The following is a 14,801-nucleotide window of genomic DNA, read 5'->3' as shown; positions in this document are numbered from 1 at the left end:
GGACCGATCATGAATCCTTGAGCGGGATTTCGGATGCGGCCCGGACCAGAGCTCAGGGCAACGTCGAGACGGAGATCATCGGCAGGGTGACCGCCAACTGGGTCACGGCCGGGCGTGGCAGGGCACGGTCCGACATGACCAGGGCACCGAGCCCGAGGACCAGACTGAGAGCCAGGAGGCTCGTCTCGATCCCGCGATAGAACCCGTCCATCTCACACTCCCCGCGCGCCGACGCGAGGCCGTCAGCGGGCTCGCGTCGGCCATGTTCGGCCCGGGAGTGTGAGGGAATCGTAACCGTGACGGCTCAAGCGCGTCCGAGGGGGATCATGCGCGCGAGATCGGGCTCGGGCGGCTGCATCAGGGCCGCCGCGAGGTTGGCCTCCAGCACGATGAGGTCGCAATCGGGATCCGGCTCCCAGCCGCAACGGCAGCCCTGCGGCCCCTCATGGGCCTGGGCAACCTGCCGATAGAGGGCGCCGACGACGCGGGCCGCCACCTCCAGCGCCGAGAGGGCCGGCAGGGGCGCCCGGTTCAGGCTCTGCCAGAAGGCGCGGCGCAGGGCCTCGTCGAGATGGGCCTCGGGCGACGCGGGCTCGGCGCAGGCCGGCACGGGGTGGGGTGGGGCCTCCATCCGCTCGTCCTGCCCGCTCACGCCCGGGCTCCCGAGGTCCGGTCGGACGGGCGCTCCCGCCAGTGGGGCGGCACCAGGGCGGGATCCGTCTCCGGAGTGCCCGCCAGGGCGTCGATGAGATCGGCGAAGCGATGCAGCCGCAGGTCGAGGGCCGAGCCGTCCCACCAGGCGATCCGCATAGCGCCGCGAAGCCAGTCCAGCATGCGTTCCATGATCCCGCTCTCCTCTCGCGATCAGCGTCGTTGAGAGAGGTTTGAAAGCTTAGTCTCCGCTTGGCAAGCAATTCCCACAACATTGGAATTGATTGAATCTTGCACGCGGCGAACGATCTACTGTCTTCGATTTGGAAGAATTCCATGCACTGGAAAAAACGGCGCGTTGGCGGGGGCTTGATCCTGCGACAGCGCGGTGCCGGGCGGTTCTCAGGCCCGGTAGGCCACCAGGATTGCCCCGGCTGCGATCAGGGCGACGCCGATCCAGTTCGGCAGGGTCAGGCTCTCGCCGAGGAGAATCACCCCGAGGATCGCTACGAGGACGACGCTGAGCTTGTCGAGGGGGGCCACCCGCGCCGCATCTCCGAGGGCGAGGGCCCGGAAGTAGCAGAGCCAGGAGGCGCCGGTGGCGAGGCCCGAGGCCACGAGGAAGCCGGCGCTGCGGCCCGGGATCGCCGCGAGGCCCGTCGCCTGACCGGTGGCGAACAGGATCGCGCCGGTGAGGGCGAGGATCACCACGGTGCGGACGAAGGTCGCCACGTCGGGGGGCACGCCGGTGACGCCGACCTTCGCCAGGATGGCGGTCAGCGCGGCGAAGAAGGCCGAGAGCAGGGCCCAGAACCGCCAGGATTGCAGCAGCGCGCTCAGCATCACGACGGCCCGGCCGGTCTCACAGGATCATCCGCATGACCATGAGGCCGAGGAGCAGGCCGGCGAGACCGAGGACCACCGAGCCGAGAATGTAGATGATGGCCGCGGCCACCTCGCCGCGCTCCAACAGGAGGATGCCGTCGAGGGCATAGGACGAGAAGGTGGTGAAGCCGCCGAGCACGCCGGTGGCCAGGAACAGCCGCATCGGCTGGCTGCCGCTGCGCATGGCGTACCAGCCCGCCAGCACCCCCATCAGGATCGAGCCCAGGATGTTGATGCCCATCGTGCCGTAGGGAAAGGCCGTGCCGAAGCGCAGGGCGGCGAGCCCGACGCCGTGCCGGGCCATGCCGCCGAGGCCGGCCCCGAGAAAGACGATGAGAAACCCCATGGCGGGTACGATCCCCCTGCAGCCGGCCGCCAGCCCGGCCCGGCGCTCAGGATACGCATAAAATTCGAGCGGTTCGCCGTCGGGGCCCGGCTTGCCCCCGAGGTCCACAGGGCACGGATGGGATTTCGTGCCGGCGGCGGGCAGATCCGTGTCGCTCCGCCCCGCCGACGACCGTGGACGGAGGCTCCCGGCCGGCGCTGAACCACGTGGCGCAAGATTTCTGCGCAAGATGCGTCGCGGTTTATCTGGGATTAACCAAGCTGCGGCTGAATAGGGTCAGTTAAGGTTGATGTTTTCCTAACGGGCACCTTCCGCCGCTCTCGTCTACGCTTAACCTTCTCTTGAGGTCTGCGGCGATGGGCTGTGCCAGTTCGGGAACTGCGTATCCGAGTTCGCCCGCATGAACGACGCTGTGTACCCGTCCGGCCGCCGCCTCCGCCGCCGTCGCCGGCCCCACGGGCCGATGCTCCTGCGGACCTCCGCGGTGGCGCTCCTCTGCGCCGCCTTCCCGCACCTGACCGCGCCGGACGCACCCGTCCCGGCCGGCCCGGGACGGGCGGTGCTGGCGACCGCACCTGCGCCGAGCGCCTCTGCCTGGATGCTCGATCCGGTGCCGGTCCTGGGCTCTGCGGCCCGGGGGCTGGCCCAGGCGGCCCCGCTCAGCGCCGCCCTGCTGCCCGCCGCGGGTTCCGCCCGGACGCGGCTGGCGACGGCGACGCCGCGCCCCGCGCCTGTCCCGGTTGCTCCGGCCGCTCCGGCCGCCAGCCCGGTCCGGATCGCGCAGGCGCTGCCCCAGACCATCCCGCTGCCGGTGCCGCGCCCGGCCGGCCTCGTGGCCCAGGCCGAGCCGGCCCGCCTCGCGCTCCGCGCGGCGCCCGCCCTGCGCGCCCTGGCCACCCGCCGGACCCAGGTCGCCCGCGCGAGCGCCGATGCCGCGGCCGAGCGCTCCTTCTTCGACACGGTGTTCGGAACGCGCTCCGCGCCGGAGCCCGAGGCGGAGCCGCGGACCATCCTCGCCTACGCGGCGGTGGATCCCAGCGTCGATCCGGGTCCGCGCCGGGTGATCGAGAGCAGCCCGGTGGTCGGCGCCGGCACGGCTGTCTACGACATCACCGCCCGCACCGTGACCCTGCCCAGCGGCGAGCGGCTCGAGGCCCATTCTGGCCTCGGCGAGAGCATGGACAACCCGCGCCACGTCCACCGCCGGATGCGCGGCTCGACCCCGCCGGGCACCTACGAGCTCACCGAGCGCGAGGCACTGTTCCACGGCGTCCGGGCGATCCGCCTCAACCCGGTGGGCGGCAGCGCGGCGATCCACGGCCGCGACGGCATCCTGGCCCACACCTACATGCTGGGCCCCAGCGGCGCCTCGAACGGCTGCGTCTCGTTCCGCGACTACAACCGCTTCCTCCAGGCCTTCCTCCGCGGCGAGGTCCGCCGCCTCGTCGTGGTCGCCGGGCGCGGCGATGCGGGCCCGACCTTCGCCGAGCGCCTGTTCGGCCGCGCCACGCGCTGAACAGAAGAGCCGCGCGCCCGGACGGGCACGCGGCTCTCAAGACATCAAGACCGGCGGCGCGGGATCAGCCGATGATCTTGTCAATGGTAATCGGCAACGTGCGGATGCGCTTGCCGGTGGCGTGGAACACCGCGTTGGCCACCGCCGCCGCCGTGCCGACGATGCCGATCTCGCCCAGGCCCTTCACGCCCATCGGATTGGCCGTGTCGTCCTCGTCCACGAAGATCACGTCGATGTCGTGGATGTCGGCGTGCACCGGCACGTGGTATTCGCCGAGATTGTGGTTCATGAACCGGCCGATGGTGTGGTCGAGCATGGACTCTTCCTCCAGCGCCGAGCCGATGCCCATCACCACGCCGCCGAGGATCTGGCTGCGCGCCGTCTTGGTGTTGATGATCTTGCCCGCCGCGATCGCCGAGACGACGCGGGTGACGCGCACCACGCCGAGGTCCTCGTCGACCTTCACCTCGGCGAAGATGGCCGAGTGGGTGTAGCCGGCGAATTCCTGGGAGTGATTGGAATCCGGGCCGGCCGAGCCGGTGGCCTCGATCTTGTCCATCCCCGCCTTCGCCATCACCTCCGTGAGGGCGATGCTGCGGGACGGGTCGCCCGCCACGGAGATGCGCCCCTCCTTGAAGACCGCGCGGTCGAAATCGACGTTGGCCAGCGGCGAATCGTCGAGGCCGCGGGCCAGGGTGAAGACCTGGGCGGCGATGTCGCGGCAGGCCTTCATCACCGCCGTGCCCGAGGAGGCCGCGGTCCAGGAGCCACCGGCGATCGGTGCGTCGGCGAGCTTCGAGTCGCCGAGCTTCGTCGTCACGTCCGACATCGGAACGCCCAGGGCGTCGGCGGCGATCTGGGTCAGGATGGTGTAGGTGCCGGTGCCGATGTCGCCGGTCTGGTTGCCGACCACGAGCTTGCCGTCGGCGGTGAGGGTCGCCTGGGCGCTGGACTGCTGCATCAGGGCCTCCCAGATGCCGGTGGCCATGCCCCAACCCACGAGCTCGCGCCCCTCCTTCATGGAGCGCGGCTCCGGGTTGCGGGTCGACCAGCCGAAGCGCTCGGCGCCCTGGGCATAGGCCGCCCGCAGGGACTTGGAACTGAACGGCTTGTCCTGGGTCCGGTCCTTCTCGGCATAGTTCCGCAGGCGCAGGTCGATCGGGTCCTGGCCGGTCTCGTGGGCGAGCTCGTCCATGGCGATCTCGAGGGCGAACACGCCCGTCACCGCGCCCGGCGCGCGCATGTCGGAGGGGGTGTAGGTGTCGATCTTGGCGAGCCGGTAGTCGAGGGCGACGTTCGGGCAATCGTAGAGGATGCCCGACCAGTTCACGACCACCTCCTGGTAGTCCTCGAAGCCGGAGGTGCCGGAGATCGCCTCGTGCCGGACGGAGGTCAGCGCGCCGTCGGCCTCCGCCCCGAGGGCGATGGTCTGGCGCACGTCGGGCCGGTAGCCGAAGGTGAACATCTGGTCGCGGGTCAGGGTCACCCGCACCGAGCGCTCCAGCTCCCGCGCCGCCATGACGGCGAGGAAGAGCTGGTATTGCGGGCGAAGCCCCGAGCCGAAGCCGCCGCCGAGATAGGGGTTGAGGACGTGGACGTCGTCCTTCTTCATCCCGAACACGCCGGTGATGTAGCCGAGGCTGTTCGAGACGCCCTGGATCTTGTCGTAGACGGTCAGCTTGCCGCCGCCCTCCCAGACCACGGTCGAGGCGTGGGGCTCCATCGGGTTATGGTGCTCGACGGCCATATGGTAGTGGTTGGTGAGCTGGACCGGGGCGGCCTTGTAGGCGCCGTCCGCATCGCCCCAGGGCGCCGGCGGCGGCTTGATGCCGGACCGCTTCTTGGGCGGCACGTAGGCCACATCCTCCAGGGTCCGCAGATCGGTGGTCGGCGTCTCGGCCTCGTAGGTGAGCTTCACCAGCGAGGCGGCGTAGCGCGCCGTGCCGAAATCCTCCGCCACCACCAGGGCCACGGGCTGGCCGCTATAATGGACCTTGTCGTCGTAGAGCGGCCGGAAGGGCGAGCCCGGAGGGGCGACCTGGTCCTGGTAATTGTAGTCGAGCCAGGCGGTGCGCGGCCGGTTCTCGTGGGTGAAGACCTTGACGACGCCCGGCACCGCCTCGGCGGCGGCGGTGTCGATGGAAAGGATGCGGCCGCGGGCGATGCCGCTCGAGACCACGTAGCCGTGGGTCAGGTCGGGGGCGGCGAACTCGCCGGCGTACTTCGCCTGGCCGGTGACCTTGGCCGGGCCGTCGACGCGGCTCTGGGCGGTCCCGACATAGGTGTCGGTGCCTGAGGTGCTGATGCTGTGGGCCATGGGGGTTCCTTCAGGCGATGCGCTTGTCGGACTGCGACTGGGGCGTGCCGGCCGCGGCCTGGGCGAGGCCGCGGGCGATGGCGCGCCGCGCGAGTTCGATCTTGAAAACGTTCTCGGATTGGGGCTGTGCCTCGGCCACGACGATCTCGGCGGCCGCCGCGAAGGTCTCGGCGGTGGCGGGCTTCCCGATCAGGGAGGCCTCGGCATCGCGGTTGCGCCAGGGCTTGTGGGCCACGCCGCCCAGCGCGAAGCGCGCGGTCCGGATGGTGTCGCCGTCGAGCTTGATCACCGCCGCCACCGAGACGAGGGCGAAGGCGTAGGAGAGCCGGTCGCGCAGCTTCAGGTAGGTGTGGTGGGCACCGAAATCCTCGTCGGGCAGGTCGACCGAGAGCACGATCTCGTCCGCCGCCAGGGTGGTGTCCCGCTCAGGGGTGTCGCCCGGCAGACGGTGGAAGTCGGCAAAGGGAATCGTGCGTTCGCCCCCCGGGCCGGCGACCCGGACCGTCGCCTCCAGGGCGGCCAGCGCCACGCACATGTCGGAGGGGTGGGTGGCGATGCACGACGGGCTCGTCCCGAAGATGGCGTGGATGCGGTTGACCCCGCCGATGGCGGCGCAGCCGGTGCCGGGCTCGCGCTTGTTGCAGGGGGTGGCGTCGTCGTAGAAATAGTAGCAGCGGGTGCGCTGCAGGAGGTTGCCGCCCGTGGTGGCGGCGTTGCGCAGCTGGCCCGAGGCGCCGGCCAGGATCGCGCTCGACAGCAGCGGATACCGCGCCTTGACCCGGTCGTCGTAGGCCACGGTCGAATTCGTGACCAGGGCGCCGAGGCTGAGGCCGCCATCGCGCGCCTCGATCCGGTCGAGGGGCAGGCGGGTGATGTCGACGAGGCGCTCGGGCCGCTCGACGTTGTACTTCATCAGGTCGACGAGATTGGTGCCGCCGGCGATGAAGCGGGCCTGGGTGCCGGACGCGATGGCGCGGACCGCCTCGTCGACGGTGGTCGGGCGGACGTAATCGAAGCGGTTCATTTCGCGGCTCCCGCGTGCATCACGTCCTCGATGGCGTCGACGATGTTGGTGTAGGCGCCGCAGCGGCAGATGTTGCCGCTCATCGCCTCCCGGATCTCGTCCCGCGACTGGGCATGGCCCTCGGAGAGCATGCCCACCGCCGAGCAGAGCTGGCCGGGCGTGCAGTAGCCGCACTGGAAGGCGTCGTGCTCGACGAAGGCCGCCTGAAGCGGGTGCAGCCCTTCAGCTCCGGCCAAGCCCTGGGCCCCGGCCAAGCCCTCGACCGTGGTGATGCTGGCCCCATCCTTCATCACCGCCAGCGTCAGGCAGGAATTGATGCGCGTGCCGTTCACCAGCACCGTGCAGGCGCCGCACTGGCCGTGGTCGCAGCCCTTCTTGGTGCCGGTGAGGTCGAGGTCCTCCCGCAGGAGGTCGAGGAGGGTGGTCCAGGGGGCGACCTGAAGCGTCCGGCTCTCGCCATTGATCGTCAGGGTGATGCCAAGGGTGTTGGCAGCATGGCTGGAGCCGCTTTCGATGAGCATGGCGGTATCCGTGGCTTGCGCGGCGCGAAAGGCGCGACGCCGCTGGTGTTCGGAAAAAACTCGCAGGGGCGGCGGCGGGGGAAAACCATCCGCCCCGTCCCGGTCCACTCGATAACAGTTCCAAAAAGCTGGTGTTCCCGCCGGGTATCCCTGCGCCGGGTTCACGTTTGAGGGGAGCACCACTTCGCGACCCGATCCCGTGGTCGTGCCTCGGACCGATGCGGGGCCGCCGCGGTCGCCCGCCCGGAGGCCGCCCGCGCCGGGGGCCGGCTGTCGGCCGCCCCTCCCGGTCACTCCCCGGCCCGCCGTGACGGTCTCCTGGTTGCTTGGCGCGGGCGCGTTGCGCTAACCCGGTGGCGCCACGTGTGCCGCCGCCTGTGCCGCCACGCGCCTGAGCCACTCGCCTGATCAAGGACGCCCGATGACCGCGCTCGCCCCCGTTCTCAACGACATCGACCGCGACCTCGACAACGCCCTGGAGCGGCTCTTCGCCTTCCTGCGCATCCCCTCGATCTCCACCGATCCGGCCTTCGCCCCCCAGTGCCGCGAGGCCGCGAGCTGGCTCGCCGGCACCCTGACGGCCCTGGGCTTCGAGACCGGGATCCACGAGACCTCCCTGCACCCGGTGGTGCTGGCCCATGCGCCGAAGCCCGGCACCCCGCACGTGCTGTTCTACGGGCACTACGACGTGCAGCCGGTCGACCCCCTGCATCTCTGGGAGACGCCCCCCTTCGAGCCGCGCCTCGCCACCGATGCCGCCGGGAAGCAGAAGATCGTCGGGCGCGGCGCCTCGGACGACAAGGGCCAGGTGATGACCTTCGTCGAGGCCTGCCGGGCCTTCAAGGCGATGGAGGGCGAGCTCCCCTGCGGCGTCACCCTCCTGATCGAGGGCGCCGAGGAGAACGGCTCGCAGGGGCTGCCCGAATGGGTCGCGGCCAACCGCGACAAGCTCGGCGCCGACATCGTCCTCGTCTGCGACACCAGCATGTGGAATCCGACCACGCCCGCCATCACCACCTCCCTGCGCGGCCTCGCGTATTTCGAGGTGAAGGTGACCTGCGCCGACCGGGACCTGCATTCGGGCTTCTTCGGCGGCGCGGCGCGCAACCCGATCCACGTCCTGTCCAAGATCATCGCCGACCTGCACGACGCCGACGGAAAGGTCGCGCTGCCGGGCTTCTACGAGGGCGTGCGCGAGACGCCGCCGGAGGTGCTGGAGCAGTGGCGCGGCCTCGACTTCACGGCGGAGACGTTCCTCGGACCCATCGGCCTGTCGGAGCCGGCCGGCGAGCGCGGCCGCATGCTGATCGAGCTGATCCAGTCGCGTCCCGCCTGCGACGTCAACGGCATCATCGGCGGCTATACCGGCGAGGGCACCAAGACAGTGATCGCCGGCCAGGCCAGCGCCAAGGTCTCGTTCCGCCTCGTCGACGACCAGGACCCCGAGCAGCTCGCCCGCACCTTCGAGGCCTTCGTGCGCGCACGCATCCCGGCCGACTGCGCGGTGGAGGTGATCTGCTACAAGGGCAGCCGCGCCATCAGCCTGCCCTTCGACATGCCGGAGCTGGAGACCGCCCGCGCCGCCCTGGCCGAGGAATGGGGCGTGCCCGCCGTGACCATCGGCGCCGGCGGCTCGATCCCGATCGTGGGCGACTTCAAGCGCCTCCTCGACCGCAACACGCTGCTGATCGGCTTCGGCCTGGACGACGACCGCATCCACTCGCCCAACGAGAAGTACGACCTCGACAGCTTCCACAAGGGCACCCGCTCCTGGGCCCGCATCCTGGCGGCCTTCGGGGCGCAGCGGGCCGGCTGAGCGGCCCCGTCGTCTCCCGTGGCGCGCGGCTTCGCACCCTGGAGCCTCGCCGATCCCTTCCGGAGCCTGCGCCGATCCCTTGGGGGGACGCGCGTGACGACACGCCACCCTCTCCCGGAAGGAGAGGGATGGGGTGACCCTCGACCGTTCGAGATCCGCGGATTCACGCTCCGCTCGAGTCCCAAGGCCGCATGACCGCCCCTCCCGACCATCCAGCCCCCACCGAAGCCCGCCTGTTCGCGGCCGGCCACGGCGTGCTGGTCTGCCGCTATCCGGTGGCCACCGATCTGCCGATCCCCCTCGCGGTCCCGGAGCCGCCGGGCCTGCGCCTCCTCAGCTGGACCTTCACCGGCTTCGGCGGCCCTGAGCTTGATCCCGCCGGGCTCCTCGTCCTGCAGGACGGGGCGGCGGCCCTGGCGGAGGGCGGCGTCCTGACCCTGGAGACGCATTTTCGCGACCAGGCGATCGCCTGTTCGAAGCCCCGACCCGTGGCGGAGCTGGCGCGCCCCGCGCGCGCCGCCCTCGGGGAGGCGGTGCTGGCCGCGGTGATGCCGGACACCCTCGACGCCCTGGCGACACTGTTCCCGCTCCTGGCGCCCGCCGTCGCGGAGAGTCCGGTGCCCGAGACGGCGCCCCGCCTCGCCCTCGCGGGCGACGATGCGCACCGGGCCACGCTCTCGGGCTCCACGGTGCCGAACTACCTGCTGCTGCGGGCCGGCAGCACTTGGAGCTGCGCCCGGGTGGCGACGGCCGAGCTCCGCTTCGGCCCGGCCCCCGAGATCGACCTCACTCTGGCGCCGGCCTGGGGCACCCCCCGCGGGGCGACCATCGAGACCGCCTTCCTCCTCGGTCCCGGCACCGTCACGCCGGCCCGTCTCCGCCGCGAGGGCGGACGGTGAGCGGCCCGGCGATCCTCGTGTTGGCGCCGATGCCGGCGTTTCCGACCAGCGCCGGCAACCGGCGCCGGCTGCTCACCACCTGCGCCGCCCTGCAGCGCGGCGGGTACGCGGTCGACCTCGCCTATTATGCCCATGAGGACCAGATCTACCGCCGCTTCGGGCAGCACCCGCCCACCGACGAGGCCGCGGCGGCGGGCCTGTTCCGGCACACCTTCCGGATCGAGCCGCCGGCGACCATCCCGCTCACCACCCGGTCGCGGTGCTTTTCCATCGACGACTGGTGCCCCGAGGCCGTCGGCGCCTTCGTGTCCTGGTACGGGAAAGCCTATCCCCAGACCGGCGCGATCCTGATGAACTACGTCTTCCTGTCGCGCGCCCTGGAGGCGGCGCCTCCGGGCGTGCTGACGCTCATCGACACGCACGACCGCTTCGCCGACCGGCAGCGCCAATACCGGCCGTTCCGGGCCGAGCCGAACTTCTTCTACACCGATCGGGCGGGCGAGGCGGCGGGCCTCGCACGGGCCGACATCGTGCTGGCGATCCAGTCCGAGGAGGCGGCCTATTTCCGGACGATCACCGACCGCCGGGTTCACCTGCTGCCGCCGCGCTTTCCCGCCCGCCGGCCTTTCACCGCCCCGACCCGGGTCAGGCGGATCGGCTTCCTCGGCCACGGCAACGATCCGAACCTGTTCTCCATCCGGCGCTTCGCCGCGGCCTGGAGCGACGGTTGGACCCCGGCCCGTCCCGAACTCGTCATCGCGGGGGAGATCAGCAACAGCCTCGGCCCGACCGCGGGGCCCGGTATTCGCTTCGCCGGCTACCTGCCTGAACTCGAGGACTTCTACGACGGAATCGACCTCGTGGTGGCGCCCATCCTCATGGGCAGCGGCCTGAAGATGAAGGTCGCCGAGGCCCTGTCCTTCGGCAAGCCCGTCATCGGCACCGCCCTGGGTTTCGAGGGCTTCGACCCCGTCGTGCCGGCCCATCGCCTGGACACCGCCGAGGCAGTGAAGACGCAGGTGCTGGCCCTGGCCTCGGACGCGGCCGAACTCGCCGCGCTCACCCGAGCCTGCGCGGATCTATTTGCCGGCTACAACGCGCGTGCGGAGGAGGCGGAAACCGCTTTGCTGGCAATGCTCTCTGTTTCCGACCGGAAACCATCGGCGGCCGATGCGCCGGCCGCCCGCCCGGCGGCCACCGACCCGGACCGGGTCGTCACCGCCCTGGCGAACGGACGCCTCACCTGCGAAACCTCCCTGCGGTCCGACCTGCGCGACGATCCCGACCTCGGCCTCCTGGTCGCCACCGAGCGCGTCGCCCCGCCGGGCGCCGAACCCTACACCCCCGCCCGCCGGCGCTGGTTCGCCAGGGCGGAGGCTGCAAAGACCGGGCACAGACCGGACGAGGCCGGGTCCGCGGATGCCGGCCTGGCCGGGCTCCGGCTCGCCCTCTCGCCGGAATGGGTCCGCGATCGGCACCTGCCCCCGCCCCTCCGGGCGGAGATCGCGGCGCAGCTGGCGGACGTCGCGGCGAATTGGGACGCCCAGGCGGTCCGCGTCGGCAGCGCCGGAGACGAGACGACCCTAGCTCTGACGCTGCCGCGTCACCTCGCGTTCGGCACGCATCCCCACGCGGTCTTCCGGATCGGCACGCCGACGCGCGAGATCACCCTCGGACGTGTCACGCTTCTGAATACCAGCCGGATTTCGGTGTATTCCAGCCCGTATATCAGTACGTATGCCAGCGCCCGCGCGGACCTCCCGGGGGCGCCGGCGGCCGTGACCTTCGCGGGGCTCGGGGCGGGCACGGCGGCGTCCACGATCCTGGTCCTGCACGACGATCTCATCGGCCGCATCACCGTCCTGCCCGACCCTCTGCCGAGCCCGGAGCCCCTTGCATGATGGCGGCCCCCGACATCCTCGACGCCCCGGCAGGCCGGAAGGCGGCCCTGGTCGAGGCCGCCCTGATCTGGAACGCGTTGTTTCTCAACGACGTCCGCATCGCGTTCCGGCCGGAGACCGCGCCCGTGATCTCGGTCGTGATCGTCTCGCGCGGGGCCCGGCACCTGCTGGCCTGGACCCTGGCGAAGCTCGCCGGGCACCAGGCTTTCGCCGGGCCGGCCTTCGAGGTGATCCTGGTCGATAACGCCTCCGATGCCGAGACCCGGGCCCTGTTCGGGCGCATCGACGGCGCGCGAATCCGCCTCAATCCGGAGAATGCCGGCTTCGGTCCCGCCTGCAACCAGGGTGCCGCCGAGGCCCGCGGCCGCTACGTGCTGTTCCTCAATCCCGACATCGACCTGATGCCCGGCGCCCTCGCGGCCCTGGTGCGCACCTTCGCGGAATCCGACGAGATCGGCATCGTCGGTGGGCGGCTGGTGTTCCCTGGCGGCATCCTGCAGGAGGCCGGGGCCGGCTTCCAGGACGACCCGCAGCTGACCCATCCGGCCGGCCGCGGCGGTCTCGATCCCTTCGCGCCGGAGGCCTCCTACGTCCGCGACGCGGGCTACGTCTCCGGCGCCCTGCTGATGATCGAGGCCCAACTGTTCACGGATCTCGGCGGCTTCGACGACCGCTTCGCGCCGGCCTATTTCGAGGACACCGACCTCTGCGCGCGCTGCCAGCAGGCGGGGCGGCGGGTCGTCTACCAGCCCCGGGCCCTGGCGATCCACGTGGAGAGCGGCACCAGCGTCCGGCGTGCCGACGTCGAGGCGCTCTTGGACCGGAACCGGGTCCGCTTCCGCGAACGGCACGGCCCCTGGCTCTTCGGGCAGGGTCCGCGGCGCACGGGCTTCGGCCCCCGTGACGACGCCCCCTTCGCCCTGCGCGTCCTCTACGTCGACGACCGGGCCCCGCATCAGGACCTCGGAGCCGGGCTGCCGCGGGCCAACACCATCGTCAACGCGATGGCGGACCTGGGCTACGCCGTGACGGTGTGCTCGGTCTATGGCGAGCGCGAGGAGCCGGCGACGACCTACCGCGATCTCTCGGACCGGATCGAAGTCATCGAGCCCTGCGGGCGGGAAGGCTTCCGGCGCCTCGTCACCGAGCGGGCCGGGGTCTACGACGTGCTCTGGGTCAGCCGGCCACCGCATATCCGCATGGTGTGCGAGGTCCTGGCGGATCTGGGCCTGACCCCGCGGGAGGTCGGCCGCGCCCGCGTGGTGTTCGATTCCGAATCCCTCTACGCCCTGCGCGAGTTCGTCGTCGATGCCCTCAAGGGCCGGCCGGCGCCGGGGCCGGCCCTCGCCCGGGCGACCGCCCTGGAACTCCGGACCATCGCGGCGGCCGACCGGGTGGTCTGCGTCTCCCCGGCCGACGCGCGCCTGCTGCGCCGGGCCGGGGTCGCGGATCCGGTGGTCCTCGGCCACGTCCAGGCGCCCCATCCGAACCCGCCCGGCTTCGCCGCCCGCTCGGGGTTCGTCTTCATCGGGTCCCTCGCCCGCGAAGGCGAGCCGAACATCGATTCCCTCGACTGGTTCTTCGGGCAGGCTTGGGACGCCCTGCGGGCGCTCCTGCCGGAAGCCCACGTCACCATCATCGGTGCGGTCGCGCCCTCCATCGCCGAGCGCCTGACCCGGCCCGGCGTCACCGTCCTCGGCCGCCTCGACGAGATCGGCCCCACCCTCGATGCCGCCCGCGTCGCCCTTGCACCCACGCGCTTCGCCGCCGGCCTCCCGCACAAGGTGCTGGAGACCGTCGCGCGCGGCCTGCCGAGCGTCATCACCCCGGTCCTGGCTGGACAGATGGGCTGGCCCGACGGCACCGGATCCCGGGTCCGTGACTGGCACGATCCCCGGGGCTTCGCCGAGACGCTGGCGCATCTCCACGCGGACGCGGCCGCCTGGACGCAGGTGCAGCGCGCCGGTCTCGCCCAGGTCGGCCGCGAGGAGGACCCCGAGGCCTACCGCGCCGTCCTGCGCCGGTTGTGCGAGGCGCCGACCTTCCCATGACACGCAGCCCGACGTTCCACGCCGTCCGCCTCGCCACGCCCCTGATCCGCCGGGTGATCCTCGGCCGCGTGCCCCGCCTGTTCGACGCGGCCTATTACCGGACGAACAACCCGGACGTGGCCCGCTCCGGCATCGACCCGTTCCTGCACTTTGTCTGGCGCGGCGCGGCGCAGGACCGCGATCCCAGCGCCGATTTCGACACCGCCTTCTACCGGCGCCAGAGCGGCGCGACCCGCCTCGACCCGGTGCGGCATTACCTGCGCGTCGGTGCCAAGGCCGGTCTCGACCCGAACCCCGCCTTCAGCACCCTGATGTACGTGGCGCGCTACCCCGATGTCGGCCTGGCCGGGATCAACCCCCTGGTGCATTACCGCCAGGACGGGCGGGCGGAGGGCCGCGTCGCCGCCCCCTCCGCCTCGCAGCCGGAGGAATGGGTGCCCTTCCAGGGGGTCCGCGAAGCCCAGCGCTGGGCTTATCCGGCGCAAGCCTCGCCCCGCTTCGCCCTGACCCTGAGGCGCGACGTGCCGGTCTCGGCCTGCCCCAGCGTCCTGCCCCGGCTCTGCCTCGTGCTGACCCTCGATGGGAACGAGATCGACGGACTGGTCCAGAGCTTCGACGCCTTCCCGGACTCCGCCGCCGACGCGCTCACCCTCGCGATCGACACCACCCTGCGCCCCCATCCACCCCGCCCCACCCTGGTCCTCGCCCTGGAGCAGTGCTTCCACGGGCCGGGCCCCGGGGGCACGGTCCTGCTGCGCTACGCGGAGGCGCGGATCTGGGACGTGCTGCCGGAGCGCCCGCACGTGCTCCGGCTCTGCCCGGCCGGAGCGCTCGCGCTTCGGGTGCTCTGAGGCGCCTCCGGCGAGACTGCGGG

General features: G+C 71.7%; 14 protein-coding genes. 6 read left to right on the top strand and 8 right to left on the bottom strand.

What is annotated here, in order from left to right; translation table 11 throughout:
- Positions 1-52: 52 nt before the first annotated feature.
- The 5 genes from CRT23_RS28385 to crcB form a co-directional block, all read right to left on the bottom strand.
- On the bottom strand, positions 53-211 hold the full coding sequence (locus tag CRT23_RS28385) for a hypothetical protein (RefSeq protein WP_181017269.1): 159 nt from the start codon (positions 209-211) through the stop codon (positions 53-55).
- Between the two features lie 93 nt (positions 212-304).
- Complete coding sequence (locus CRT23_RS06480) at positions 305-631, bottom strand: hypothetical protein (protein ID WP_055946289.1); 327 nt, start codon at positions 629-631, stop codon at positions 305-307.
- A 17-nt stretch (positions 632-648) separates the two neighbouring features.
- Positions 649-843, bottom strand: coding sequence for a hypothetical protein (locus CRT23_RS06475; protein WP_245436002.1), 195 nt, complete (start codon positions 841-843; stop codon positions 649-651).
- Positions 844-1,053: 210 nt separating this feature from the next.
- On the bottom strand, positions 1,054-1,491 hold the full coding sequence (locus tag CRT23_RS06470; protein ID WP_055948516.1) for an EamA family transporter: 438 nt from the start codon (positions 1,489-1,491) through the stop codon (positions 1,054-1,056).
- A gap of 22 nt (positions 1,492-1,513) precedes the next feature.
- Complete coding sequence (gene crcB, locus CRT23_RS06465) at positions 1,514-1,882, bottom strand: fluoride efflux transporter CrcB (RefSeq protein ID WP_055946296.1); 369 nt, start codon at positions 1,880-1,882, stop codon at positions 1,514-1,516.
- Between the two features lie 400 nt (positions 1,883-2,282).
- On the opposite strand from crcB, the gene CRT23_RS06460 reads away from it, so the two are divergent.
- The gene (locus CRT23_RS06460) at positions 2,283-3,398 is read left to right on the top strand and encodes a DUF2778 domain-containing protein (RefSeq protein WP_245436000.1); all 1,116 of its coding nucleotides are present in this window, start codon (positions 2,283-2,285) and stop codon (positions 3,396-3,398) included.
- Positions 3,399-3,462: 64 nt separating this feature from the next.
- Here CRT23_RS06460 and CRT23_RS06455 read toward each other — a convergent pair whose 3' ends face one another.
- The 3 genes from CRT23_RS06455 to CRT23_RS06445 are packed head-to-tail and all read right to left on the bottom strand — an operon-like array spanning position 3,463 to position 7,260.
- A complete protein-coding gene (locus CRT23_RS06455; protein WP_103709038.1) occupies positions 3,463-5,715 on the bottom strand; it encodes a xanthine dehydrogenase family protein molybdopterin-binding subunit in 2,253 nt (750 codons plus the stop codon).
- A 10-nt stretch (positions 5,716-5,725) separates the two neighbouring features.
- Complete coding sequence (locus CRT23_RS06450; RefSeq protein ID WP_103709037.1) at positions 5,726-6,739, bottom strand: xanthine dehydrogenase family protein subunit M; 1,014 nt, start codon at positions 6,737-6,739, stop codon at positions 5,726-5,728.
- Entirely contained in the window at positions 6,736-7,260 is a 525-nt protein-coding gene (locus tag CRT23_RS06445) for a (2Fe-2S)-binding protein (protein ID WP_103709036.1), read from the bottom strand. Before CRT23_RS06445 ends, CRT23_RS06450 begins: the two co-directional genes overlap by 4 nt.
- A gap of 421 nt (positions 7,261-7,681) precedes the next feature.
- Between CRT23_RS06445 and CRT23_RS06440 the strand changes: the two genes are divergently transcribed.
- From CRT23_RS06440 to CRT23_RS06420, 5 genes are all read left to right on the top strand, one after another.
- Entirely contained in the window at positions 7,682-9,076 is a 1,395-nt protein-coding gene (locus tag CRT23_RS06440; RefSeq protein ID WP_103709035.1) for a M20/M25/M40 family metallo-hydrolase, read from the top strand.
- A 191-nt stretch (positions 9,077-9,267) separates the two neighbouring features.
- Positions 9,268-9,975 carry a hypothetical protein gene (locus CRT23_RS06435; RefSeq protein WP_103709034.1) on the top strand — a complete coding sequence of 236 codons (708 nt, stop codon included), beginning with the start codon at positions 9,268-9,270 and terminating at the stop codon, positions 9,973-9,975.
- Positions 9,972-11,876 (top strand): glycosyltransferase, encoded by a 1,905-nt coding sequence (locus tag CRT23_RS06430; protein WP_348628839.1) that lies wholly within the window; start codon positions 9,972-9,974, stop codon positions 11,874-11,876. The genes CRT23_RS06435 and CRT23_RS06430 overlap by 4 nt, the downstream gene beginning before the upstream one ends.
- A complete protein-coding gene (locus CRT23_RS06425; protein ID WP_103709033.1) occupies positions 11,873-13,927 on the top strand; it encodes a glycosyltransferase in 2,055 nt (684 codons plus the stop codon). Before CRT23_RS06430 ends, CRT23_RS06425 begins: the two co-directional genes overlap by 4 nt.
- Positions 13,924-14,778, top strand: a complete 855-nt coding sequence (locus CRT23_RS06420; RefSeq protein ID WP_103709032.1) for a hypothetical protein — start codon at positions 13,924-13,926, stop codon at positions 14,776-14,778. The genes CRT23_RS06425 and CRT23_RS06420 overlap by 4 nt, the downstream gene beginning before the upstream one ends.
- Positions 14,779-14,801: the final 23 nt, after the last annotated feature.

This window comes from Methylobacterium sp. V23 (genome assembly GCF_002917135.1).
GTDB lineage: Bacteria > Pseudomonadota > Alphaproteobacteria > Rhizobiales > Beijerinckiaceae > Methylobacterium.
Note: the sequence above shows the minus strand (reverse complement) of the source record. Positions and strands in the feature narration are given on the sequence as shown.